22 protein-coding genes and 1 pseudogene are annotated in these 23,467 nt (G+C 72.3%); 11 read left to right on the top strand and 12 right to left on the bottom strand.

Annotated elements, in window-relative coordinates; genetic code table 11:
- Positions 1-147 precede the first annotated feature (147 nt).
- The 8 genes and pseudogenes from AL2_RS19465 (at position 148) to AL2_RS39780 (ending at position 7,250) form a co-directional block, all read left to right on the top strand.
- A complete protein-coding gene (locus tag AL2_RS19465; RefSeq protein WP_067635322.1) occupies positions 148-540 on the top strand; it encodes an ATP-binding protein in 393 nt (130 codons plus the stop codon).
- Entirely contained in the window at positions 522-737 is a 216-nt protein-coding gene (locus AL2_RS19460) for a hypothetical protein (protein ID WP_067635321.1), read from the top strand. Before AL2_RS19465 ends, AL2_RS19460 begins: the two co-directional genes overlap by 19 nt.
- Before the next feature lie 66 nt (positions 738-803).
- Positions 804-2,246, top strand: coding sequence for a hypothetical protein (locus tag AL2_RS19455; RefSeq protein WP_067635319.1), 1,443 nt, complete (start codon positions 804-806; stop codon positions 2,244-2,246).
- Positions 2,247-2,538: 292 nt separating this feature from the next.
- Complete coding sequence (locus AL2_RS19450) at positions 2,539-3,924, top strand: cellulose binding domain-containing protein (protein ID WP_067635317.1); 1,386 nt, start codon at positions 2,539-2,541, stop codon at positions 3,922-3,924.
- Positions 3,925-3,934: 10 nt separating this feature from the next.
- On the top strand, positions 3,935-5,716 hold the full coding sequence (locus AL2_RS19445) for a chitinase (protein WP_067635316.1): 1,782 nt from the start codon (positions 3,935-3,937) through the stop codon (positions 5,714-5,716).
- A gap of 43 nt (positions 5,717-5,759) precedes the next feature.
- Complete coding sequence (locus AL2_RS19440; RefSeq protein ID WP_067635315.1) at positions 5,760-6,653, top strand: lytic polysaccharide monooxygenase auxiliary activity family 9 protein; 894 nt, start codon at positions 5,760-5,762, stop codon at positions 6,651-6,653.
- Between the two features lie 260 nt (positions 6,654-6,913).
- Positions 6,914-7,003, top strand: a pseudogene (locus tag AL2_RS39785) (hypothetical protein); the annotation flags it as partial.
- Between the two features lie 133 nt (positions 7,004-7,136).
- Positions 7,137-7,250, top strand: a complete 114-nt coding sequence (locus tag AL2_RS39780; protein WP_369688514.1) for a hypothetical protein — start codon at positions 7,137-7,139, stop codon at positions 7,248-7,250.
- Between the two features lie 67 nt (positions 7,251-7,317).
- Here the strand turns inward: AL2_RS39780 and AL2_RS19430 are convergent, their stop codons facing one another.
- From AL2_RS19430 to AL2_RS19380, 11 genes are all read right to left on the bottom strand, one after another.
- Positions 7,318-8,046: a hypothetical protein gene (locus AL2_RS19430; RefSeq protein WP_067635312.1), complete on the bottom strand. Its 729-nt coding sequence runs from the start codon at positions 8,044-8,046 to the stop codon at positions 7,318-7,320.
- 14 nt (positions 8,047-8,060) lie between these two features.
- Positions 8,061-9,332 carry an MCE family protein gene (locus AL2_RS19425; protein WP_067635310.1) on the bottom strand — a complete coding sequence of 424 codons (1,272 nt, stop codon included), beginning with the start codon at positions 9,330-9,332 and terminating at the stop codon, positions 8,061-8,063.
- On the bottom strand, positions 9,329-10,342 hold the full coding sequence (locus tag AL2_RS19420) for an MlaD family protein (RefSeq protein ID WP_067635308.1): 1,014 nt from the start codon (positions 10,340-10,342) through the stop codon (positions 9,329-9,331). Before AL2_RS19420 ends, AL2_RS19425 begins: the two co-directional genes overlap by 4 nt.
- Positions 10,339-11,373: an MCE family protein gene (locus AL2_RS19415; protein ID WP_067635306.1), complete on the bottom strand. Its 1,035-nt coding sequence runs from the start codon at positions 11,371-11,373 to the stop codon at positions 10,339-10,341. Before AL2_RS19415 ends, AL2_RS19420 begins: the two co-directional genes overlap by 4 nt.
- On the bottom strand, positions 11,370-12,401 hold the full coding sequence (locus AL2_RS19410) for an MCE family protein (protein ID WP_067635304.1): 1,032 nt from the start codon (positions 12,399-12,401) through the stop codon (positions 11,370-11,372). Before AL2_RS19410 ends, AL2_RS19415 begins: the two co-directional genes overlap by 4 nt.
- Complete coding sequence (locus AL2_RS19405; protein WP_067635302.1) at positions 12,392-13,462, bottom strand: MCE family protein; 1,071 nt, start codon at positions 13,460-13,462, stop codon at positions 12,392-12,394. Before AL2_RS19405 ends, AL2_RS19410 begins: the two co-directional genes overlap by 10 nt.
- A gap of 1 nt (position 13,463) precedes the next feature.
- Positions 13,464-14,504, bottom strand: a complete 1,041-nt coding sequence (locus AL2_RS19400) for an MlaD family protein (RefSeq protein WP_067635297.1) — start codon at positions 14,502-14,504, stop codon at positions 13,464-13,466.
- Positions 14,501-15,367, bottom strand: a complete 867-nt coding sequence (locus AL2_RS19395; protein WP_083946677.1) for an ABC transporter permease — start codon at positions 15,365-15,367, stop codon at positions 14,501-14,503. The genes AL2_RS19400 and AL2_RS19395 overlap by 4 nt, the downstream gene beginning before the upstream one ends.
- The gene (locus AL2_RS19390) at positions 15,367-16,152 is read right to left on the bottom strand and encodes an MlaE family ABC transporter permease (RefSeq protein ID WP_089330653.1); all 786 of its coding nucleotides are present in this window, start codon (positions 16,150-16,152) and stop codon (positions 15,367-15,369) included. Before AL2_RS19390 ends, AL2_RS19395 begins: the two co-directional genes overlap by 1 nt.
- A gap of 220 nt (positions 16,153-16,372) precedes the next feature.
- Entirely contained in the window at positions 16,373-17,023 is a 651-nt protein-coding gene (locus tag AL2_RS19385) for a nitroreductase family protein (RefSeq protein ID WP_067635296.1), read from the bottom strand.
- A gap of 20 nt (positions 17,024-17,043) precedes the next feature.
- The gene (locus AL2_RS19380) at positions 17,044-17,571 is read right to left on the bottom strand and encodes a VOC family protein (RefSeq protein ID WP_168444536.1); all 528 of its coding nucleotides are present in this window, start codon (positions 17,569-17,571) and stop codon (positions 17,044-17,046) included.
- A 132-nt stretch (positions 17,572-17,703) separates the two neighbouring features.
- On the opposite strand from AL2_RS19380, the gene AL2_RS19375 reads away from it, so the two are divergent.
- Both AL2_RS19375 and AL2_RS19370 read left to right on the top strand, forming a co-directional pair.
- Positions 17,704-18,975 carry an acyltransferase family protein gene (locus AL2_RS19375; RefSeq protein ID WP_067635294.1) on the top strand — a complete coding sequence of 424 codons (1,272 nt, stop codon included), beginning with the start codon at positions 17,704-17,706 and terminating at the stop codon, positions 18,973-18,975.
- The gene (locus AL2_RS19370) at positions 18,972-19,775 is read left to right on the top strand and encodes a DnaJ domain-containing protein (RefSeq protein ID WP_168444537.1); all 804 of its coding nucleotides are present in this window, start codon (positions 18,972-18,974) and stop codon (positions 19,773-19,775) included. Before AL2_RS19375 ends, AL2_RS19370 begins: the two co-directional genes overlap by 4 nt.
- Positions 19,776-19,786: 11 nt before the next feature.
- Here the strand turns inward: AL2_RS19370 and AL2_RS19365 are convergent, their stop codons facing one another.
- Complete coding sequence (locus AL2_RS19365; protein WP_067635292.1) at positions 19,787-21,202, bottom strand: MFS transporter; 1,416 nt, start codon at positions 21,200-21,202, stop codon at positions 19,787-19,789.
- A gap of 235 nt (positions 21,203-21,437) precedes the next feature.
- Here AL2_RS19365 and AL2_RS19360 point away from each other — a divergent pair, with 235 nt between their 5' ends.
- The gene (locus AL2_RS19360) at positions 21,438-23,408 is read left to right on the top strand and encodes a SpoIIE family protein phosphatase (protein WP_067635291.1); all 1,971 of its coding nucleotides are present in this window, start codon (positions 21,438-21,440) and stop codon (positions 23,406-23,408) included.
- The last annotated feature ends 59 nt before the right edge of the window (positions 23,409-23,467 follow it).

The raw sequence follows: 23,467 nt of genomic DNA, 5'->3' as shown, positions 1-23,467 counted from the left end.
GAGTTCAACGACTTCACCGAACTTCGACAGCACGCCGGTCGAGTTCAGGACCATCCCAGAGTGTCACGAGTTTCCTACGGAACGTAGCCTTTTCGGTCCAGTCTGTGAACGCACGAGTTCGGGCGGTGTTTCAGGGAGGTCAGACACATGGCGACGGCAGCGCACGCACCCGAGGCTCCGACACTCGTCCTTGAGCCCGACGATCAGGCGCCTCGGCTGGCACGGCGGTTTCTCGCCGAGCGGTTCGCCGAGTGGGGGATCTCGGACGACTACGTGGGGCGGGTCGTGGTCAGCGAGCTCGTCACCAACGCCTACCTGCACGGGAAGGGGCAGATCGTCGTGCGAGTGTTTCGTGACGAGCGCGACGGCCTGGTGGTCGTGGAGGTGTGGGACGCCGGCGAAGAACGCCCGCGGGTCCGGCCGGAGGATCACGCGGCCACATCGGGGCGGGGGCTCCTGCTGATGGCGCAGATCGTCCACGGGTGGGGCGTCCGTCCGCTGAACGAGGGCGGCAAGGTCACGTGGGCGAAACTGCGCTGAACGAGCCGGTCGCCCTGCTGCTGCTTCAGCATCTCTTCCGGCCGGAGTGGACGATCACGCTCGACGGCGATGGCGTCTGGCATGCCGTTCGCCAGGTCTCGGTGTCCGCGTCCGACGTCGATGGGCTGCTGGACATGATCGGCGCCGCGGACGCCGCCGCTGTCGAGCGCGCCAGGTACGTGATGCGGGAGCGCTGACCGCTCACCACCTCGGCGGGATGAGGTCGCGATACGAACTGGCCGCTTGGTCGCAGGTAAGGGATCATGGTCGACATGGCCCGTTATCGGCGCGATGCCCAGCTTGAACCGTTTCCTCGTGATCTGCTGGACGAGGTCGTCCGCGCGATCCTCGATGCGGCGGACGAGGCGCCCATCAGCGAGCGCGGGTTCGAGTTCGGGGACGAGGTCATCGATGACGTGCGGCTGGTCGAGGGACGGCACCTCGCCGCGGGAGCGCGCTACCGGGTAGAGGAAGACGGGTTCGTGGCCGAGGCGCACGTCCCGGCCTGGAATCGGGCCGGGGAGTCGCGGATCGAGGTCACGACCGACGCCGGCGGTCATACGGTCAATGTGCAAGTGGATCTGCGCATGGCCGGGCGACGGCTCCATACCGTCCGCGTCACGGGCGACTACCAGGGGCCGAAGCCGTTTCGGGGACTGCGGCGCGCGAAATGGGTAGCCGAGTTCCGGGCCGAACAGTGGTGGTCCGCGCTCGGTTCGAAGGCGTCTCCCATCTCGCTGAGGGTCGTGCATCCGTTCGCATTCGCCGATCTGCGGATCTCGCGGGGCAAGGACAGGCGCGGGCGCTGGTCCGTCCGGACTGCCGCGCGCTTCGGTGGGCGTTCTCTCTTGCGTCCGGTGGCGGCGGTGGGGCTCGCCTACATGCGTGGCCGCATCCGTCGCACGCTGGACGAGGGCTTCACCAAGACCGTGGCCGCTTGGAATGCGGAAGTGCCCGGCATGGCGAAACGCGGTATGCAAGAGCGTCTCAGTTTCGAGCACCGGATAACCCTCAAAGCCGTGTCTCGCGAGTGGGTCGAAACGTATGTGGCGGCCCTTCATCGGGAGATTGAGGGGTTGCCTTTCCGCAGGCACCGGCTCGTCAAGGACACCGAGGGTGCTTTCAGTGTGCGGCTCCTCAGGGGTGAGCACATCAGGCCGGGTACGAGTTATCGCATCGCCTTCACGCCCGAGGACGAGGTCGAGCCGGTCGATGTGCACGTCGCCGCGTGGGAGTTCGACGGGCCGAACCGCATCGAGGTCAGCAGCCCGGACGACGTGCAGACGGGGTGGATCGAGATCGACAGCGCCCGGAAGGTCGGCACTGTCCGCGCCGGGTTCGCCGGCGAGTTCGAGGGCTTCACGTCCGTCACCGCCGCGGCCGAGGCGGATCTCGAGCGCTGGTGGAGTGCGGGCTCCCCGCTCACCGGAACCGCCGAGCACCCGGTGGGCGAAGCGGCCCTGACGGTCGAGCGGGTCGCGGACGACGGCGGGGAATGGACGGTGAACGTCGCCGCCACAGTCGAAGGCCATGCGTGGGCGCGTCACCTGGTAGCGCTCGCCGGGGTGCTGTCCGGCCCCGCCATGAGGCGATCGTTCCGCGAGAACGCGGACGCCTTCGCCGAGAAATGGAACGGCGCCGTTCCCGAGGCCGGACCCGCGGATCAGGCCGCCGAGTCCACGATCCGGGCCGTCATCGACCGCTAGTGCGGCGCCGGTCAACGTGGGTGGGGCCGGCGGTAGCGGGGCGCGCACCGGCTGACTGGCAACTCTTGCTGGAGAAGTCGCGTTTTCACGGCGTTTCATGCCGATTTTCGTCCCGGGCCCGTGCTGGTTCGGTGCCCAAGCTGCGGTGGTTGCCGGAGGCCCGCACACAGGGGGTTGCCCAGGTCACGGGCGCTGGTTATCTTGCTCGCAAATAGATAGGAAACTTTACTGTCAAATGCGGTCGATCGGGGTTCGGGGGAATCCGCCAGCTTCGAACCGAGGGAGTCAGCCCTTGCGCCCCCGCTCTGTTCTCAGCCTCCTCGCCGTCCTGCTCCTCGCCCTGCTCGTCCCGGCCACCGCGCATGCCGCCGCGGGCGCGTCCGCGGCGTTCACCAAGCCCTCCGACTGGGGCTCGGGCTGGGAGGGACGGTTCACCCTCACCAACGGGACCTCCACCGCGATCAACGGATGGCGGGTCGAGTTCGACCTCCCGGCCGGGACGTCCGTCGGGTCCTACTGGGACGCCCTGCTCACCAAGGACGGCCGGCACAACACGTTCGCCGACCGCGGCTACAACGCCGCCATCCCGGCGGGCGGCTCGGTCACGTTCGGCTTCCTCGGGAACGGTCCGGGAAGTCCGCAGAACTGCACGTTCAACGGTGAACCCTGCACCGGCGGCCCCACCGATCCGGGCGGGCTCGGCGCACCGGGCACCCCCACCGTCACCGGACGCACCGACACCTCGCTGACCCTGAAGTGGGAGCCCGCCGCCGGGACGCCGTCCGGATACCGCGTCTACGAGGGCTCGGCCGTCAAGGCGACCGTCACCGGCACCACGGCCACCATCGGCGGGCTCGCGAAGTGCGAGACGCACACCTACACGGTCAAGGCGTACGACGCCGACGGCGAGTCGGCCGCCAGCGACGCCGCCACCGCGACGACCAGCGGATGCGCGACCGGGCCGCTCCCCCGGCACTTCCTGACCGGCTACTGGCACGACTTCGTGAACCCGGCGCAGGAACTCAAGCTCTCCCAGGTGCCGGACGATTACGACCTCATCGCCGTCGCGTTCGGGGAGTCGACGACCCGTCCCGGCGAGGTCGCCTTCCGGGTCGACCCCGAACTGTCGACCGCGCTCGGCGGCTACACCGACGCCCAGTTCACGTCGGACATCGCGGCGCTCCAGGCCAGGGGCAAGAAGGTCATCCTGTCGGTCGGCGGTGAGAGGGGCGCCATCCGGGTCTCGGACGGAACCTCCGCGCAACTCTTCGCGGACTCCGTCTACGGGCTGATGACCGAGTACGGGTTCGACGGCGTCGACATGCAGTACTACAACTCGGGCGCGATGCTCGGCTGCGACCAGAAGGTGTACGGGCAGGGGACGGTCGACTTCATGACCGCGCTGGCCTGCATCCAACTGGAGGGCGGCCTGCGTCCCGACCAGGTGGCGCTGGGCCTGCCGGCCGGTCCGGGCGCGGCGGGCGGCGGCGTCGTGGCGCCGTCGGTGGTCGACAACGCGCTCGACTGCCTCGCGAAGGGCACCGGGTGCGGGACGTTTAAGCCGTCCCGCACGTATCCCGACATCCGCGGCGCGATGACGTGGTCCATCAACTGGGACGTCACCAACGGCGGCGGCTTCGCGAGCACCGTCGGCCCGCACCTCGACACGCTGCCGTAGGAGGACGGACATGAGGAAGATCTGGGTCCTGGCGGCGCTGGTCGCCGGGATGCTGGTCGGGGTCACCGCCCCGGCGCAGGCGGCGAACATCCTGGCCAACGCCGGTTTCGAGAGCGGTTCGCTGAGCCCGTGGGCCTGCGACGGCGGCTCGGTCGTGGCCGGCCCGGCGAGGACGGGGAGCCACGCGCTCGCGGGCGGTGTCACGGCGGGCAGCACCGGCCAGTGCACGCAGACCGTGACGGTGCAGCCGAACACCGCCTACACGCTCGAAGCCTGGGTGCGCGGCAACTACGTGTACCTCGGTGCGACCGGCGGATCGTCCACCTGGACGCCGTCCGCCACCGACTTCACCAAGCTGTCGGTCACGTTCACGACCGGCGCCGACCAGACGTCCGCGCAGATCTTCCTGCACGGCTGGTACGGCAACGGGACGTACTACGCGGACGACGTCGTCCTGGACGGCCCCGGCAGTCCCGGCGATCCCGGCGGCGACCCGGAGCCCGGAGTGCCCGGTACGCCCGCGGCACCCCGGCTCGGCGCCGTCACCGACACCTCGATCACCCTGAGCTGGGGCCAGCCATCGGGGACGGTCACCGGCTACCGCGTCTACGAGAACGACACCGTCAAGGCCACCGTGACCGGGACGAGCGCCACCGTTTCCAACCTCGCGAAGTGCAGCTCGCACACCTACACGGTCGCCGCCTACAACGACGCCGGCGAGTCGTCCAGGTCGTCGCCCGTCAGCGGACGGACGTCCGGCTGCGTCGACACCGGCCTCCCGAAGCACGCTCTCATCGGCTACCTGCACGCCAGCTTCGCCAACGGCTCCGGTTACGTGCGCATGGCGGACGTCCCCGACGCGTGGGACATCATCGACCTCGCGTTCGGCGAGCCGACGTCGCCCACGTCCGGTGACATCCGGTTCACCCGCTGCCCGGTCGCCGAATGCCCGAACGTGGAGAGCGACGACGAGTTCATCGCCGCGATCCGCGCGAAGCAGGCGCAGGGCAAGAAGGTGCTGATCTCGATCGGCGGTCAGAACGGGCAGGTGCAGCTCACGACGGCGGCCGCGCGGGACGCGTTCGTCCGCTCGGTCTCCGCGATCATCGACCGGTACGGGCTGGACGGCCTGGACGTCGACTTCGAGGGCCACTCCCTCTACCTCGACGCGGGTGACACCGACTTCCGCGACCCGACCACCCCGGTCATCGTGAACCTGATCTCGGCGCTGAAGTCGCTGAAGGCGAAGTACGGCGCGAAGTTCGTCCTGACGATGGCGCCGGAGACGTTCTTCGTGCAGGTCGGGCACCAGTTCTACGGCGGTTCGAGCGCCGGCGACAATCGGACCGGCGCCTACCTCCCCGTCATCGACGCGGTGCGGGACGACCTGACCGTCCTGCACGTCCAGGACTACAACTCCGGTCCCGTAATGGGCCTGGACGGCCAGTACCACACCATGGGCGGCGCCGATTTCCACATCGCGATGACCGACATGGTGAAGGCCGGGTTCCCGGTCGCGAACACCGGTCGCACGTTCCCCGGGCTGCGTCCCGACCAGATCGGCATCGGCGTGCCCGCGGCGGTCAGCGCGGGCAACGGGTACACGCCGCCCGCCCAGGTGCAGCAGGCGGTCACGTGCCTGGTGAAGGGCACCGGCTGCGGCGGTTACACGCTGCGCGGCGGGACGTCCCCGGACCTGCGCGGGCTCATGACGTGGTCGATCAACTGGGACCGCTACTACGGCTGGGAGTTCATGGACAGCCACGAGCCCTTCCTGAACGGCCTCCCCTAGCCGGCACGTCCCGGTACCCCCACCCCACCGGAGGAAGAGACACATGAGATCCATCCGCTCGAAGGCCGCCGCGGTGGCGGTGACCGTGCCGGCCGCGTCCGCGCTGGTTGTGCTCGGCACCGCGACCGCCGCCAGCGCGCACGGCACGATGTCCGACCCGCCGAGCCGCGTCTACACCTGCTTCGAGGAAGGCCCGGAGACCCCGCAGTCGGACGCCTGCAAGGCGGCGGTCGCGGCCAGCGGCACCCAGGCGTTCTACGACTGGAACGAGGTGTCGCTGCTCAACGCGGGCGGCCACAGCCGGGAGATCGTCCCGGACGGCCAGCTGTGCAGCGCCGGACGCGCCAAGTACCGGGGCCTGGACCTGCAGCGCGCCGACTGGCCCGCCACCCGCATGGAGCCCGGTCGGCAGACGATCATCTACCACGCGACCGCGCCGCACTCGAACAGCGACTTCGAGTTCTACATCACCCGCGAGGGCTGGGACCCGACGCAGCCGCTGCGCTGGTCCGACCTCGTCCCGCTGGCGTCGTTCACCCACCAGTACCCGACGACGTTCACCAAGTGGACGCTCGACATCCCGCCCCGGACGGGCCGCCACATCCTGTACTCGATCTGGCAGCGGGTCGTGGGCAGCGAGGAGGCGTTCTACACCTGCTCGGACATCGACTTCGGCGGCTCCGGCACCCCGACCCCGACACCCACGCCCACCCCGACCGACACCCCGACCCCGACGCCGACGCCCACCCCGACCGAGACTCCCACGCCGACCCCGACCCCGACCGAGCAGCCGAGCGGCACCTGGCAGGCCGGGACGGCCTACGCCACCGGCGACCGGGTCACCTACAACGGCACGACCTACACGTGCCGCCAGGCGCACACGGCGATCGCCGGCTGGGAACCCCCGAACACGCCCGCGCTCTGGCAACCGGCCTGATCGGGACACCATGAGGCGCAGCATGTCGGCGTACGGCGCGTTGGTGCTGCTCGCGGCGTGCGGGCTGCTGCTGGTCGTGCAGTGCGGGGCCACGGGCGGATCCTCGCCCGGTGGCCCCGCCCCCGCCGCGGCCCGCGGCGGAGCCGGGTTCAACGGCACCGACGTGATGTTCCTGCAGATTCCACGGCGCGGGCAGCGACAACTCCTGGGAGCCCAACCGGACGGGCCACCAGGGCAACCTCTACGCCGACGCCGACGACCCGTACTCGTTCCACTTCAGCGTGGAGAACGCCGTCCAGCCGTATCTCGACGCCGGGGTCCACCCGCGCAAGCTGACCATCGGCCTCGCCTACTACGGGCGCGGGTGGCAGAACGTGGCGGACGGCGGCAAGGGCGGCGAATGGCAGTCCGCGAACGGCGGTCGCGACGTCCTGCTACACCAGCGGCAACGGCCAGTGGTGGAGTTTCGACGACGCCTGGTCCATCCAGAAGAAGACCGCATGGCTGCGGAGCAAGAACCTGCTCGGCGCCATGATCTGGGAGATGTCCGGCGACCCGGGCGTCCCGACGAAGGCCCTCGACGACGGCCTGAACTGAGTTCCCTGATCCCGGGGCCGGCGCTGCTCCCCCGCTCGCGGCGCCGGCCCCGTCCCATCCCCGCGGATCAAGGGCTCTTCTCGGGGGCCGGGACGTCCTCCCCGGGCTTCTGCTGCTTGCCCTCCGGGTCGGTCATGCTCTCGTTCGCCGCGCCGACCGACGTCACGTCGGTGACCTTCCACGCGCCGCCCCGCCGGACGAGCCTCATGTCGAGGTACGACCCGCGCACCCGCCGGGTTCCGGCCGTGCTGTGCACCTCGGAGTCCATGACGACGACGGCCTTCGCCGTCCCGTCCTCGACCTTCTCCAGGTACACGGCCTGGACGTCCGCCGTCGCGTCCGCCTTCAGCTTGGTGATGACCCCCTCAAGCCCGCCGGTGAACGCCTCGTCGTAGGTCTTGGCGAAGTCGTCGGACGCCAGCGCGAGGACGCGGTGCCGGGCGTCCTGCAGCTTGGTGTGGTCGTAGCTGAGCAGCGCCCGCCCGAACTCGGCGGCACTGGCCCTGACCTCCTGCCGTTCCCGGTCGCGCTGCCCGGCCTGGCCGGCCTGGTGCCACTGGAGCCCCGCCGTGACCGCCGACCCGACGAGCGCCACCGCCACCGTGGCTCGGACGAGCCACGTCTTGACCGGCACCCCCCGCCAAGCCCGCCCCTCGGCCTCGTCGGCCTTCGGCTTGTCATCGGCCTTCGGCTCCGCCTCTGCCGTTGGGTCTTCCGGAGCAGTCGTGGCCGGGTCGTCGTCCGTGGGGGCTTCGGCCTTGGGGGCGTCCTTCGCGGGGGCGTCGGTCTTGCTCACTGGGTCTCCAAGGGCTATCGGGAACGGCGGCGCAGGGCGACGCGGAGGGAGTTGAGGACGGCGAGGACGACGATGAGGCCGCCGAGAACGGGTGGCAGGAGGGGCAGCCAGCGGGAGACCGGACGTTCCCCATCGGCCTTCACCGGACGCAGGTCGCCGTCCGGTGACGTGCCGGCGGGTGAGTCGGCGCCGGGCGGCGGCGTGGGCTTCACCTTTGTGGCGGCCTTCGCGGCCTGCTGGTTGCCGGAGACCTTGCAGAACGAGAGGTTCGGGGTCTCGGGCTTCGGCACCGGGGACGTGTACTCGGTCGCCGCCTTGGCGCCCGAGAGCGTGATGACCGGGGTGACGCGCAGGTACTTGCCGCTCGCGTCCGTCGCGGTGACGTCCGCGACGAGCGCCTGGAGGGTCGGGACGAGCCGCAGGACGTGGTTGATCTTCTTCAGGTTGGCCGGCGTCATCAGCGGGTCGGTGGGCGTCGCGGCGGCGGCGAGGAGGCAGTCGAGGCCGGGGCGCGCGTCCTGGAGGAGGCCGTGCAGGTTCTCCATGGCGCCGGGGCCGGAGGCCAGGACGCTGTCGAGGTCGCGGTTCGACTGCCGCAGCGACGCGGTGAGCAGCGCGAGGTCGTTGACGCCGGACCTGATGTCGCCGCGGTGGGCGGTGAGCGTCGCGGTGAGGCGGGTCAGTTCTCGGGACAGCGCGTCCAGGGTCCCCGCGTCGGCGGCGAGGGTGCCGGTCAGCCGGTGGGCGTCGGAGATCATGTCGTGCAGGTCGTCGCCGCGCCCTGCGAGGCCGGTGGCCAGCTCGTGGACGAGGGTCCGGGTGTCGCGCGGGTCGACGGCGTCGAGGGTGCGGCTGAGGCCGTCGAACAGCTGCTTGTAGTCGGTCGTCCCGGCGGTGCGGGCGAGCGGGATGTGGTCGCCGGCCTCCAGCGTCCGGGACGTGCTGGACGCCGCCGGCGTCAGGTCGATGTACGGCTCGCCGATCGCCGACTTGCGCAGCACGCGCGCCCCCACGTCGGCCGGGATGCGCGCGTCCCGGTCGAGGTTGAGGCTGACGGCGACGTGGTCGCCGCGCAGCCTCACCGTGCCGACCTCGCCGACGCGGACGCCCCGGTGGGTGACCTCCAGGTCGCCGTGCAGGCCGGGCGAGGACGCGAAGTCGGCGGTGACGGTGAAAGGCCGTTCGAGCGCCTCGATGTGGATGACGCTGCGGACCGCCCAGATCGCGAGGACGACGCCGAGCACGGCGAAGAACACGAGGTTGACGGCGACGCGGGAATACCTCATGGGCGCGGCCCCAGCAGTCCTTGGAGGTTCGCTCGCTTGCCGGTCGCGCCGGTCGCGGCGGTCGCGGCGGCGCCGGGATGCGGGAGGAAGCCCTTGATCCAGAGGAACAGGAGGGCCTGCCCGCTGGACGACACCGAGGGGCCGTTCAGGAAGTTCAGGACCGTCCCGGCGAGGGTCTTCAGCTCGTCCCGCCCGCGCAGCGCGGCGGCGAGGAGTTCGTCCGCGCGTTTCAGCAGGACGGCGAGCCGCTTGGCGTGGCGTTGCTGCACCTTGGCGTTGACCGAGGAGGCGAGCTTGAGCAGCGCCTGGATGGTGCGCTTGAGTTCGTCCCGGTCGTCCTGGAGCCGCCGGGTGGCGAGTTCCACGGTGCCGGGCAGCCGGTCGAGGTCCTCGGAGCCCTTGCTCAGCGAGCGTCCGAGCCGCCCGAGGGAGTCGAGGGCGCGGCCCAGGTCGGTGCTGGCGGCGGCGTACTGGTCGCCGACGTCCGCGGCGCGGGCGATCAGCGTGTTGAGCTGCCGCCCCTTGCCGCCGAGCGCGGTCGCGGACTCGGCGCCGATGGTGGCGACGTCCTGCCCGCCGAGGGCGGCGAGCAGCGGGCCGGCCTTCTCGCTGATCTGCTCGAGGTCGGGCTGCACGGACGTCCGTCCGATGGTGGCGCCGGACGCCAGGAACGGGCCGCTGTCGAGGCGGGCGCCGGCGGGCAGGTCGAGCCGCACGTAGTTCTCGCCGAGCAGCGACGACTTCGCGATCGTCGCCGTGGTCCCGGTGGGGACGCGTTCGCGGAGCGACATGGTGACGCGGGCGCGGTAGCCGTCCAGCCTGATGCCGGTGACGGTGCCGACGCGGATGTCGGCGACCTGGACGCTGTGCCCGACGACGAGGCTCTGCACGTCGTCGAACACGGCGTGCAGGGTCGTGTCGCCGCGCGGGGCGCCGACCGTCTGCAGCGAGCAGCCCCCGGCCGCCACGCCCAGGACGCAGACGAGGGCGAGGGTCACGAACGGTCTCATCCTCGTCCTCCCGGTGGTGGCTGGCAGTCGGCGAGCGCCGGGGCGTCCTTGACGCACGGGACGGTCCCCCAGCCCATCGCGGTGAACAGCGGCTGGAGCCAGGCCCGCACGGTGGTGTGGACGACGATGCGGATGGTGGCGACGTGGTTGCGGCGGTCCCACGCCTGGACGGCGACGTCCGCGAACCGGCCGAGGCTGTCGATGGCCTGGGTGAGCCCGGCGACGTTCCCCTTGAGGCTCAGCACGATGTTGGACAGGTCCGCGACCGTGGACGGCAACTGCTCCCGGTAGGCGGTGATCAGCACGTCGCTCTTGCGGATCGCCGCCGCGAGCCCGGCGACGAAGTCGCGCAGCTTCGTGCGCTCCTCGGCGAGGGTCCGGCTGGTCGTGGCGAAGGAGTCCAGCAGGCCGGACAGCTGCCGGTCGCGCCCGTTGAGGTCGGCGGCCAGGCTGTGCAGGCCCTTCGCCAGCGACGCGATCTTCCGGTCCTGCGCGGCGAGGTCGCCGGTCAGCTCGGACGTGTTGCGCAGGGCGTCGTTGACGCCCGTGCCGCGTCCGCGGACGGACTCGGCGGCGCGGTGGATCGCGGGCCCGAGCGCGCCCGCGTCGATCGAGTCGTTGAGCCGCGCGAACGCGGCGAGCGCGTCGTCGATCTCCACCGGCAGCTCGGTCCGCTCCGGCGGGACGACGGCGCCGGCCGCGGCCTTCGGCATCCCGGGCCTCCACACCGGGTGCAGGCTGACGAACCGTTCGCCGAGCGCGTCGGACGAGTCGATGGCCGCGTGCACCCCCGCCGGGACGGGAATGGACCGTTTGACCTCGATGTCCACCCGGACGCGGTTCCTCTCGTCCTTGATGGACGTGATCGTCCCCGCGTCGGCGCCCATCACCTTCACCCGCGACTGCTCGTAGAGCGACGGCGCCTTCGCGAAGTACACGGTCATCGGGTAGGTGGGCTCGGCGGCGATGCCGCAGCCGCCGAGCGTCGCGGTCAGCGCGAGCACGGTGACCGCCGCGGCCGGACGTCTCATCGGCGGGCCTCCTCCGGTGCGACGCGGGCGAGTTCGGCGAGGTCCTTCGGCGACAGCGGGCCGAGCCCGGTGGCGACGACCTCCAGCCACGGCCCCTTCCCGCCCGTCCCGGAGAGGCCGGAGAGCGTGGGCCCGGCCCAGGCGAGCAGGGAGTTGAAGTCGCCGGTCGCCGGCCGGAGGGTGCCGAGGGTGCCGCGCAGGTCGGCGACGAGCGTCAGCAGCTTCGCCTGCCGGTCGTCGATGAGCTGGGTGAGGCTCTCCACCGCCCGGTTGCCGCTGCCGAGGAACGCGGCCAGCTCGGTGCGGCGCGTGCGCAGCTCGTCCAGCATGGCCTGGACGTTGGTGAGCAGCCGGGACAGTTCCGCGTCCTTGGCGTGCGCGAGCTTGAGGACGCGGTCGCCGCCGTCGAGCAGCTTCCTGATCTGCGGGTCCGCCTCGTCGGCCGTCTCGGCGAGGCCCGCCAGGTTGGTGAGCGCGCGGCCGAGCCGGCCCCGGTCGTCCGCGCCGATGCCGTTCAGCTCGGACACGATCTTGTTGATGGCCCTGGTGTCGAGCTTGGACACCGTGCGGGTGGACGCGTCCAGCACGTCGTTGATCGTCGTCGGCACCTGGGTGCGGTCGAGCGGGATGCGGCGCCGGTCCGCGGGCAGGCCGGCCAGGTGCGGGGCGGCGACCGGGCCGGACAGCCGCAGGTAGCGCCCGCCCAGCACGTTCGCGACCTTGATCTCGGCGCGGGTGTCCGGGCCGAGGTCCACCCCGCCGTCGACCTTCCAGGTGACGACCACGTACCCGTGCCGGTGGTCGGGCCGGACGGAGGCGACGTCCCCGACCCGCACCCCGGCGACCCGCACCTCGTCGCCCGCCCGCAGCCCGCCGGTCGCGGCGAAGGTGCCGGTGACGGTGTAGCGGTCCTTGAGCAGCCCGCGCGTCCCGACCAGGTACACCGACAGGACCAGCGCGGCGAGGGTGCCCGCCGACACCAGCCCGACCGCGATCTTGTTGCGGTCGCGGAAGGATCTCATCCCCATCGCGTGCCCCCGACCATCAGGTTCTCCAGCTCTTTGGGCGTGTCGACGCCGCCGGCGCCCTCGCGGGGGCCGGGCAGCCGCGTCGGGTACGGGCAAGGCGGCGCGGCGAGCGTGATGCACGGCATCGCGGCCTCCACGAACTGCCCGTTGTCGACGGCGGCGAAAATGTGCTGGAGCTTCGGCGTCACCGACCGCAGGACGTCCAGGAGCGCGCCGCTGTTGCGGCCCACCCCGCCCGCGAACGCGGACAGCCTGTCGACGACCTGGCTCAGCTCGCGCTCGTTGCCCGCGAGGAGCGAGTCCGAGGTGCGGGCGAGGGCCGCGAGCTGGACGAGCGTGCCGTCGATCAGCCTCCGGTTGCCGGTGAACGCGTCGCTGAGGCTGACGAGGTCGTCCACGGCGGAGCCGATCTGCTTGTCGCGGCGGGCGATGATGCCGGTGACGGTCGCGTAGTCGGCCAGCATCTGCCGCAGCATCGTGCGCCGCTTCGCGATCGTGGCGGACAGCGTGTCGATGTCGGCGATCAGCCGGTCGAGGTTGCCGGCGTTGCCGTCGAGCGCCTGCGAGAGTGACACGAGCACGGTGTTGACCTGCCTGGGGTCCAGGCTGCGGACGAGCGGCCCGAGCTGGTCGAGCAGCGCGCTGCCGTCGACGGCCGAACGGGTCTTCGTGATGTGCGCGCCGTCCTTCATCTTCGCCGTGCTCCTGCCGGGCAGCAGGTAGACGACGCGGCGGCCCATGGCGTCGCGCCAGCGGATCGCGGCCTCGCTGTCGGCGGGGACGGTCACCGCGCGGCGGACGGTGAAGTCGACGCGGGCCCTGCCGTCCACGACCCTCACCTCGTCCACGCGGCCGACGGGCGCCCCGGCGATCTTCACCTGGTCGCCCTTCCGCAGGCCGCTGGCGTCGTCGAAGGTGGCCGACACGTGCCGGCCGCCCGAGGTGTCGACGCGGGCGATCTGCATCCCGATGACCGTCGTGAGGACGCCGGTGACGGTCACGAACGTGGCGAGCCGGACGACGAGGCCGATGCGGGCTTGCCGCGAAAGGGTGGACGCCATGTCACCGTCCTCCCTGCTGAGGAGCGCCCGGGGTGCCGCCGGGACCGCACAGCCCGATCAGCAGCCCGCACGGATCGGTCGGCAGGTAGCCCTGGGAGCGGAGGTAGTTCTTTCCGCCCGGCCCCTTCAGCGAGGTCAGCTCCCCGTAGAGGGGCAGCAGCCTGTTCCCGGTCCGGACGGCGTCGCCGACCAGCCCGAGCTGCGCGTAGATGATGAGCGCGGTGCGCTCGGAGGACCGGAACATCTCGCCGAGCTGACCGCCGCGCCTGTCGAACCCGTGCGCGACGAGCAGCGACACGTCCGACAGCCCGCCGGCGAACCCGGCCAGCCGGCCGCGGCCGCGCGCCGCCGTGCCGATGATCGCGTTGGTGTCCTGGGAGATCGCCACGATCTCGTCGCCCTTGTCGGACACGGCGCCGGACAGGTCGGCGGTGTCGCCGATGAACGTGCGGGCATTCGCGCGGTTCCGGTAGGCGACGTTCAGCAGGATGCCGGTCTGGTCGATGGTCTCGCGCAGCCGCGCGCCCTGCCCTTCGAGGCCGGTCGCGACCGTGTGCACGATCGTGCCGACCTCCTCGGCGTCCACGGCGCCGAGCCCGGCGTCGGCGCGGGCGAGCAGGTCGGACAGGTCGCGCGGGTCGGACGTGCGCGTGATCCGCGCGCCCGGCGCCAGGTAGGGGCCGGTCTCGCCGTGCGCGCCGGGGACGAGGTCAACGAACTTCGGGCCGAACGCCGACGCGGGCTCGACGGACGCGGTGACGGTGTCGGGGACCCGCGTCCCCGGGTCCAGGCGCAGGCTCACCCGCGCCCGGCCGCCGCCGGTCAGCTCCACGCCGGCCACCGAGCCGACCGTCACGCCGCGGATCTTCACGGGCGTGCCGGAGCCGAGGCCCTGCCCGGCGCGGCCGAACTCGGCGGTCAGCACCGTCCCGGGGTCGCGTCCCGGCCGGGCGGCCAGCACGTACAGCAGCCCCGCGACGGCGGCCAGCGTCACCGCGCTGATCAGCAGCCGGCGGGGCAGCGGGATCTCCTCGTCGATCATCCGGTGAGCCTCACGGTCGCGCCGTTGCCCCAGAACACGTAGGACAGCAGCAGGTTCAGGGCGACGATCACGATGATGGACAGCCGGATCGCGCGGCCCGCCGCGCGGCCCACCCCGGCCGGTCCGCCGGTCGCGTAGTAGCCGTAGTAGCAGTGGATGGTGATCACCGCGAAGGCGAACACCGCGACCTTGACCGCGCTGTAGACGAGGTCGATGGTCGGCAGGTAGAGCCGGAAGTAGTAGTCGTAGACGCCGGGCGCGAGGTCGAAGAAGCCGGTGCTGATCAGCCGGGTCGCGAAGAAGCTGGCGAACAGCGCGATCAGGTAGAGCGGCACGAGCGCGACCAGCGCCGCGACGACCCGGGTGCACACCAGGTAGGCGAACGACCCGATGCCCATGACCTCCAGGGCGTCGATCTCCTCGGAGATGCGCATCGCGCCGAGTTCGGCGGTGAACGCCGACCCGCACTGCGCGGCGAGCGCCACCGCGGCGATCACGGGGGTGATCTCGCGGACGTTCGCGAACGACCCGACCAGGCCCATGAACGACTGCGCGCCGATCGACTGGAGCCCGGTGTAGCCCTGCAGGCCGACCTCGGTGCCGACGAAGAACGCCATCGTGAAGATCACGAAGATCATGCCGCCGCCGACGACGCTTGCGCCGACGCCCACCACCACGTCCGACACGTGCCGGGCGACGGTCTTGGTGTACTTGCGGCGCAGGACCAGGTCGCGCACCGAGTACAGCAGGATCCGGTAGACGAACACCGGCCACTGGGCGAGGTCCCCGGACCGCCGCAGCGCCGCCGACCCGGCGCGGGCGGCGCGCGGCGCGATCCTCTCCATCACCGGCAGGCTCGCCATCAGATCCTCGGCGGGAACGCGACGAAGTACACCGTCGTGATCACGTAGTTGAGGGCGAACACCAGCATGAACGCGACGACGATCGCGCGATTGACGGCGCGTCCGACGCCGACCGGGCTCGCCGCGCAGCTCATCCCCATGTAGCAGGCGACCACGGCCGCGATCACGCCGAACAGCCAGGACTTCAGCAGCGTCACGACCAGGTCGGACGTCTGCAGCAGGGACACGGCGCCGTCGAAGTAGGCGCCCGGCGTTACGTCCTGCAGCAGCACGTTGAACACGAACCCGCCGGCCGCGCCCGCGACGATGACCAGCGAGGCGAGCAGCGTCGAGACGAGGCTCGCCGCCCACAGCCGGGGCGTGACGAGCCGGTGCACCGGGTTGACCGCCATCGCCTCCATCGCCGACAGCTCGTCCCGGATGCGGCGGGCGCCCATGTCGGCGGTCATCGCCGACCCGCCCGCGCCCGCGATGATCAGCGCGGCGGCGATCGGCGCGACCTCGCGGACCAGCCCGACGACGACCGCGCCGCCGGTCGCGGACTGGGCTCCGAGCTGCGCCGCGAGCTGCCCGACCTGGAGCGCGACCGTCGCGCCGAGCGGCAGCGACACGAGGATCACCGGGATGCTCGTCACCCGGGCGAGGAACCACGCCTGCTCGGCGAACTCCCACGCCCAGGTCCGGACGTCCCAGGTCCGGCGGACGGCCTCCAGCGCGATGACGAACAGCTCGCCGACCTCGCCGAGCAGGCCGTGCACGCGGCGCGGGAGTTGGATGGCGGACAAGGAGGCACCACTTCCGTTTCGGGAGACGGGCTCGTCGGGGCGAGGGGGCCGGCGGGCCCCGCGTGCGTCTGGCGCGAAGACGTGGCTCACGCGGGGCCCCCGGTGCAACGGCACACTAGAACACTTATTGGCGGGGTGGCAATAGGCTATTGGCGATCCGCCAATAAGCGGATACGGCAGAGCCCGCGCGCCGTGGCACGCGGGCTCTAGGGGAGTGCCGTCACCACCGGTCGAGGTGGAGTACCTCGTCCAGCGGGACGCGCGGGGCGGGGCGGAACGTCTCGCCGGTGTAGTAGGCGGTCGGGAGCAGCGCGCCCTGCCGGACGTCCTCGGGGAGGCCGAGCACCTCCGCGACCTCCCGCTCATACACCAGGTGCAGGGACGTCCAGGCGGTGCCGAGCCCGCGGGCGCGCGCGGCGAGCGCGTAGTTCCAGGCGGCGGGCAGGAGCGAACCCCAGAGGCCGGCCTGGTTGCCGCCCGGCAGCTTCCCGCCCTCCACCCGCAGGCACGGGATCACCAGGACCGGCACGTCGCCCATGCGCTCGCCCAGGTAGGCGGCGCTGTCGCCGACGCGGCGCTGGACCTCGGCGCGGTCCGGGTCGTCCTCGTAGAGGGCGGCGGCCGACTGCTTCGAGCCGGCGTAGGCGGCGAACGCGCGCCGGTAGTGCTCGCCGATCGCCGCCCGCTGCGCGGGGTCGGTCACGACGATCCACTGCCAGCCCTGCCGGTTGCTGCCGCTCGGCGCCTGCAGGGCGATCTCCAGGCATTCGCGGACGAGTTCGAGGGGCACGGGACGGTCGAGATCGAGGCGCTTGCGCACGGTGCGGGTCGTGGTCAGCAGCTCGTCCGGGCTCAGTGGCAGTGTCGTCATGCGCCCATCGTGCCCCGCGATCAGTCCACGTCGACCACCGGGTTGAGGAACACGTCCTTGGCCTCCGCCGGGGTGAGGTCGGTCCGTCCGGTGAGGTCGTTGCGGGAGTCGGTGAACCGGAACCGGTAGCCGCGCGGCGGCAGGTGCCCGATCTCCCACCAGTTGCCGTCGAGGTCCTTGAGGTAGAACGAGTAGACGCCGTGCTGGCGGACGGGCTTGTTCAGCTCCCTGACGCCGTACTCGCCGGCGACCTCCGCGATCCGGTGGTACGCCTCGTCGACCTCGTCGTCGCTGCCGACGTCGAGGCCGTTGTGGTAGAGGAGCGGCATGTCGGGACGGTCCGGCTTGGACTCCACGCACACGTACGTGTGGTCGCCGCCGAGCCGGATGTAGAGCGCCGCCATCATCGGCTGGACGACTTCGAGCCCTAAGACCTCCTCGTAGAAACGGCGGGTGGCCGCCACATCGGTGATCTTGAGTGTGCCGTGCGAAAGGAAGCGCGACCTGATCGCCGGTTCCTTGGTCGAGCGGTGCGTGATCGCGGGCATGAACCCTCCCATTCGGCGCCCTCAAGGCGACGCGGCGGCAACCATCCCTACCTATTTCACGGCAAATAGGCGCTTTAGGGAACCCTTGGGGTTTTGTGAGGTACCTGGGGATTGAGCGACTAGTCTGTCGGAATGGTTGCCGCTTCGGGGGTTTCCTCCGCTCCGTCCAGACTCGGGTGGCTCGACGCGCTGCGGGGCGGGGCGGCACTGGCGGTGGCGCTGCACCACGCGAGCTACGTGTACCTCCCCTCACTACGGGTCTGGCTGACCGACTGGTTCGATCCCGGCCTGTTCGGCGTGCTCGTCTTCTTCCTCGTCAGCGGCTACATCGTCCCCGCGTCGCTGGAGCGGCGCGGCAGCGTGCGCGGGTTCTGGATCGGCCGCTTCTTCCGCATCTACCCGCTGTTCGCCGTGACGTGCCTGCTCGCGATCCTGCCGTTCCTGCTGGGCGTGCTCGGGCTGCGCGCCGGGCTGGAGCAGTACTCCCCCGCGACCGCCGTCCTGGCGCACATGACGATGCTGCAGGACCTGCTGAACGTCCCCAACGCGATGAACGTGCTGTGGACGCTGTCCTACGAGATGGCCTTCTACCTGCTGATCGTCGCGCTGTTCGTGGCGGGCGGGCACCGCGGGTCCGCGCCGGCCGCCGTCGTCCTCACGGTCGTCGCGCTCGTCGCGGTCACCCTCACGGCGACCGGCCTGCTGACCGGCGACCACGCGCCCGCCGCCCTGCTCTCCCGGACGGCCGGGACCGGCCCGGTCGTCGCGGTGACCGTCGCCGCCCTGCTGGTGGCGATCGCGGCGGCGGTGTCCCGGCGCCCCGCGGCCCGGATCGCCGGCGGGCTCCTCGGCGGCCTCCTCGCCCTCGTGCTCGTCTCGGTGAACGGCCGCGTCAGCGCGTGGGAGAGCCTCATCATGCTCGCGACGATGTTCGCGGGCACCGCCGTCCACCGCGCCGAGCGGGGCCAGATCACCTGGCGGGCGGGCGCGGCGGCGGGCGGCGTCGTCCTCGCGGGCGCCCTCGCCGCCGGGATCTGGCACGCCGCCCCCTACGGCCCCAACGCCCAGCTGGTCTGGTGCGGCGCGGTCGTGTCGGCCGCCCTGACCTTCGCGGTCGCGTGGCGCCTGCGGCACCGCCGCTTCCCCGCCTGGGCCACCGGCCTCGGCACCATCAGCTTCTCCCTCTACCTCCTGCACCCGCTGCTGCTCATGGTCGCGGCGCAGTTCCTCGGCGCCTCCGGACGCGAGGACGCCGTGGGCCTGGCCCTCTTCCTGCTGGCCCTGATCGCCGCCAGCTGGGCATCGCAACGCTGGATAGAGGCCCCCTCCCAACGCCTCGGCCGCCGCCTCTCCCACTCGGCCACTCGTCAGGCCGCGCGGCGGCCCGAAGTTGTCGCGTCGTGAATTCGCCTGAGTGCGACTACTACGCCGTTCTCGGTGTGCGGCGGGACGCGTCCGCGGAGGAGATCAAGGCCGCCCGCCGCGCGCGGCTCCGCGACGCCCACCCGGACGCGAACCCCGGCGATCCCGCGGCCGCCGAGCGGTTCCGCCTCGTCCACCAGGCCGGCGAGGTGCTCGGTAATCCCCGGCTCCGCCGCGAGTACGACCGCGCGGCCCCGCCGCCGCCGGCCGCCGTCCGGACCTGCTACGAGGTGCTGGGGATCGCCCCCGACGCGTCCGGCGCGCAGATCTCCGAGCGGTACCGGCAGCTGGTGCGGGCGGCGGGCAGGCCCGTCCCTGGCAGGTTGAAGGCCGCCTACCGGCGGATCGGCGACCCGCGCCGCCGGGCCGGGTACGACCGCGGGCTCGGCTCCGTGACGAGGGGCCTGCTGGACGACATCGACGTCCACGTCTCCCCGGACGCGGCGTCGCAGGGCACGGTCTCCCACCCGTTCACCGTCCCCGATCGCGAGCTTTGTCCCCAATGCGACGGGGTCGGCCGCATCCTGCTTCCGTGCGGCCACTGCGAGGGGCGGGGACGCTGGCGCGGGTCGGCCATCCGGTGCGAGGCGTGCGACGGCCGCCGCACGGACGAGCGCGCCTGCTTCCAATGCAGGCTCTCCGGCTGGGTCGATGCCACCCGGACGGTGACGGGCCGCATTCCGGCGGCGGCCGGGGAGAACGCGCGTATCACCGTCCACGACGACCTGCTCGGCGTCATCACGCTCCGGCTCCGATTCGCGAGGCCCGGCGGGAGGTCGTGAGCGGCGGCGCGTCAGGTTTTCGCGTCCGCCTCGTCCTGGCGGCGCGGGCGGGGCAGGAACGCGACGAGGGCCGTCCCGGCGGCGGTGATGGCGGCGGCGACGAGGAACGCCGTGGCGTAGCCGTCCGCGAGGTCGGAGCTCGCGGCGGCGGCCGTGCCGAGGACGGTGAGGCCGATCGCCCCGCCGATCACGCGGGACGTGTTGACGACGCCCGCGACGGTGCCCGCCTCGGAGTCGTCCGCGCCGCTCGTGGACGCCTCCACCAGCGGCGTCATCAGGAGGCCGAAGCCGAGGGCCATGGTCGCGCCCGGTCCGAGGATGGAGCCGAGGAACGTTCCGCCGGCGTCCAGCACGGCGCTCTGCCAGGCGAACCCGGCGGCGGCCAGCAGACCCCCGGCGCCGGCGAGGATGCGCGCGTCCATGCGGGCCATGAGGGCGGGCGCGAGCCTTGAGCCGAGGATGATGCCGACGGTGTGCGGGAGGAACGACAGCCCGGTCCGGACGGCGCTGTAGTGCAGGACGTTCTGCATGTAGAGCGACAGGAAGTACCAGAGCGCGAAACCGGCCGTCATCAGGACGAGTGTGGCGATGTTGCCCACCGCCACGCTGCGCAGGCGGAACAGCCGCAACGGGACGAGCGGATGCCGCGTCCGGGCCTCGACGCCGACGAACAGGCCGAGCAGGGCGAGCCCGGCGGCGAGCGGGATCAGGGACGTCCAGCCGTGGTCCTGGGTCTGCCCGATGCCGAAGGCGAGCAGCCCCACGCCGGCGGTGACGAGGACGGCGCCGGGCACGTCGAGCCGGGCGCGCCCCTCCGGGTGGCGGTCGTCCCGCAGCCGGCGGGCGGCGACCACGGCGACGCCGACGCCGACCGGGACGTTGATCAGCAGGACCCAGCGCCAGCCGAGGTAGTCGGTCAGCAGCCCGCCGACGAGGCCGCCGGTCGCGCCGCCGGCGGTGCCGACGGCCGTCCACGTGGCGATCGCCTTCGTCCGCGCCGGCCCGGCCGGGAACGTCGCGGTCACCAGCGACAGCGTGACGGGCGCGAGGATCGCGGCGCCGAGCCCCTGCACGGCGCGGGCGCCGATCAGCATGGCGCCGTCCTGCGCGAACCCGCCCGCGAGGCTGGCGACGACGACCAGCCCGAGGCCCGTCAGGAAGACGCGCTTGCGCCCGTAGAGGTCGGCGGCGCGGCCGCCGAGGAGCAGGAACCCGGCGAACGTCAGCGAGTAGGCGTTGACGACCCATTGCAGGCCGGTGGTGCCGAGCCCGAGGCCCTCGCGCATGTGGGGCAGGGCGACGTTGACGACGGAGACGTCCAGGACGACGAGGAACTGGCCGATGGACGCGGCGAGCAGCGCGGCCCAGCCCGGCGTCCTCCCGGCCGGCCGCGCCGCGTCCTGGCCGGTGAGGTCGGTTGCGGTCATGTCAGCCATGCTGCCGTCCGCCCGGGTTCGCCCGCGTCGGGCAAGGGGACCAGACGACTACGTCCGATCGGCCTAGGCCCACCGGGGAATTTCCTCCCTCTCGGTTTCGGGCGGGCCGTGGACGGCATCACCCGAGCCACAGGTCGAATCGTCCCGATACGCCGCCGGTGCCGTGTATGGATCCGGACGAAACGGAAAGAACGGACGCACGGCGGCGATGGCATGGAGGTCATTCATGCACGGCCCTGGTGAGGACGACGAGGAGGGGCTCCGCCGGCTGGTCGGCGACGCCCGGACGGTACGGCAGGTGTTCGAGGCGGTCCCCGCCGCGGTCGTCGGCCTGGACGGCCCCAACCACACGGTGGTCGCGGCGAACGCCGCCTTCCGGGGGCTGCTGCGCCACGACGAGCTCATCGGGCGCGACGTCCGCGACCTCCTGCCCGGGGCCATCGGGCAGCAGCTCGTCGGCGCGCTGGACCGTCCCTTCGCCACCGGCGCGCCAGAACTGATCAACGAGTGGCGCATCCAGCTCTCCCACGGCGAGGACCTGATCCCCGAGGACATCTACGTCGACTGCGTCATCGTGCCCCGCCGGTCCCCGGACGGCACTGTGACGGGGCTCGTCGCGATCGTCCAGGACGTCACCGGGCGGGTGCGGGACCGGCAGGCCGCGCAGCGGCGCGCCGCCGAGGCGGAGGAGCGGTACGCGGAGGTCCGCGACGTCATCGACGTCCTGCAGCGGCAGCTGCTGCCGCCGAGCCTGCCGGTCCTGCCCGGCCTCGGCGTCGGCGGCAGCTACCTGCTCGCCGGGACCGAGGGCTCCGCCGGCGGCGACTGGTTCGACGCGGTCCCGCTGCCGGACGGCCGCGCCGCCCTCGTCATCGGGGACGTCGTCGGGCACGGCGTCGCCGCGTCGGCGGCGATGGGCCAGCTCCGCGCCGTCCTGCACGACCGCCTCGACCACGCCGGCGACATCGTCGAGGCGCTCACCGCCGTCGACCGGCTCGCCGGCCGGCTGCCCGCGGCACGCGCCGCGACGGTGTGCGTCGCCGCCGTCGACCCCGCCGACGGGCGGGTCACGTACTGCACGGCCGGGCATCCGCCGCCGCTGCTGATCCCGTCCGGCGGCCATGCCCGCTACCTGCCCGCGTCCGGCGGCGGCCCGCTCGGCACCGGGTCGGGCTTCCCCCTCGCCGCCGACCGGCTCGGCGTCGGCGACCACCTGCTCCTCTACAGCGACGGCATCATCGAGCGGCCCGGCCGGGACCTGCGGGCCAGCACCGTCGAACTCGCCGAGGTCACCACCGACATCGCCGCCGACCGCGCGCTCCGCGAGGACTGGCTCACCGCCGTCGACCGGCTGACCACGCAGACGCTCGAACTGCTCGTCCGGACGGCCGGGCACACCGACGACATCACCCTGCTGGCCGCGCAGCGGACCGCCCTGCCACCGCCACTCCTGCTGGATCTGCGGGCCGACCCGGCCGCGATCCCGGCCGCCCGCAAGGCCCTGGACGAGTGGCTGTACGACCTGGGCGCCCGCGCGGAGGACGTCGTCCTGCTGCGGCACGGCGTCGGGGAACTCGTCACCAACGCCGTCGAGCACGCCTACGGCACGTCCCCCGGCGGCGTGCGGGTGCGGGGGCACTCCACGAGCCGCGGCATGGTCGAGATCGAGGTCCGCGACCAAGGCCGCTGGCTCGAACACCGCCGCGAGACCGACCGCGGCCGCGGCCTCGCCATGGCCAGCGACTTCGTCGACGAGCTGACCATCGAAACGGGACCGTCGGGAACGACCGCGTCCGTCCGGCACCGCCTGTCCCGCCCCACCCGCCTGCTGACCTCCGCCCACGTCCCCCCGGCATCGCCCACCGCCCCGCCGGAATCCCCCGGCCTCCTGCTGATCCTGGACCAGCCCTCCCCCGGCGCCCCGCAGATCCGGGTGGACGGCCCCGTCGACTCCGCGACCGCCGCCCAGCTGCGCGAGGAACTCCAGCTCCGCACCCGCGGCGGCACCCAGCCCCTCACCGTCGACCTGACCGGCGTCACCCACCTCGCCAGCGCCGGCGTAGCCGTCCTCCACGAGGCCAACGCCCGCACCGCCGCCCCCGGCCACCCCCTGCTCCTCTACGCCCCGGCAGGCAGCCCCGCCCAGCACGTCCTCTCCACAGTCGCCCTCCCCCACACCACAACCGCTCCCAACTGACCCACCGCCGCAGAGCACCTCACCTGCCCACCAACGACCATCTCGCCCAGCAGGCGCAG

It is taken from the genome of Actinomadura latina NBRC 106108 (assembly GCF_001552195.1).
Lineage (GTDB): Bacteria > Actinomycetota > Actinomycetes > Streptosporangiales > Streptosporangiaceae > Spirillospora > Spirillospora latina.
This window is presented reverse-complemented; position numbering and strand designations above follow the sequence as displayed.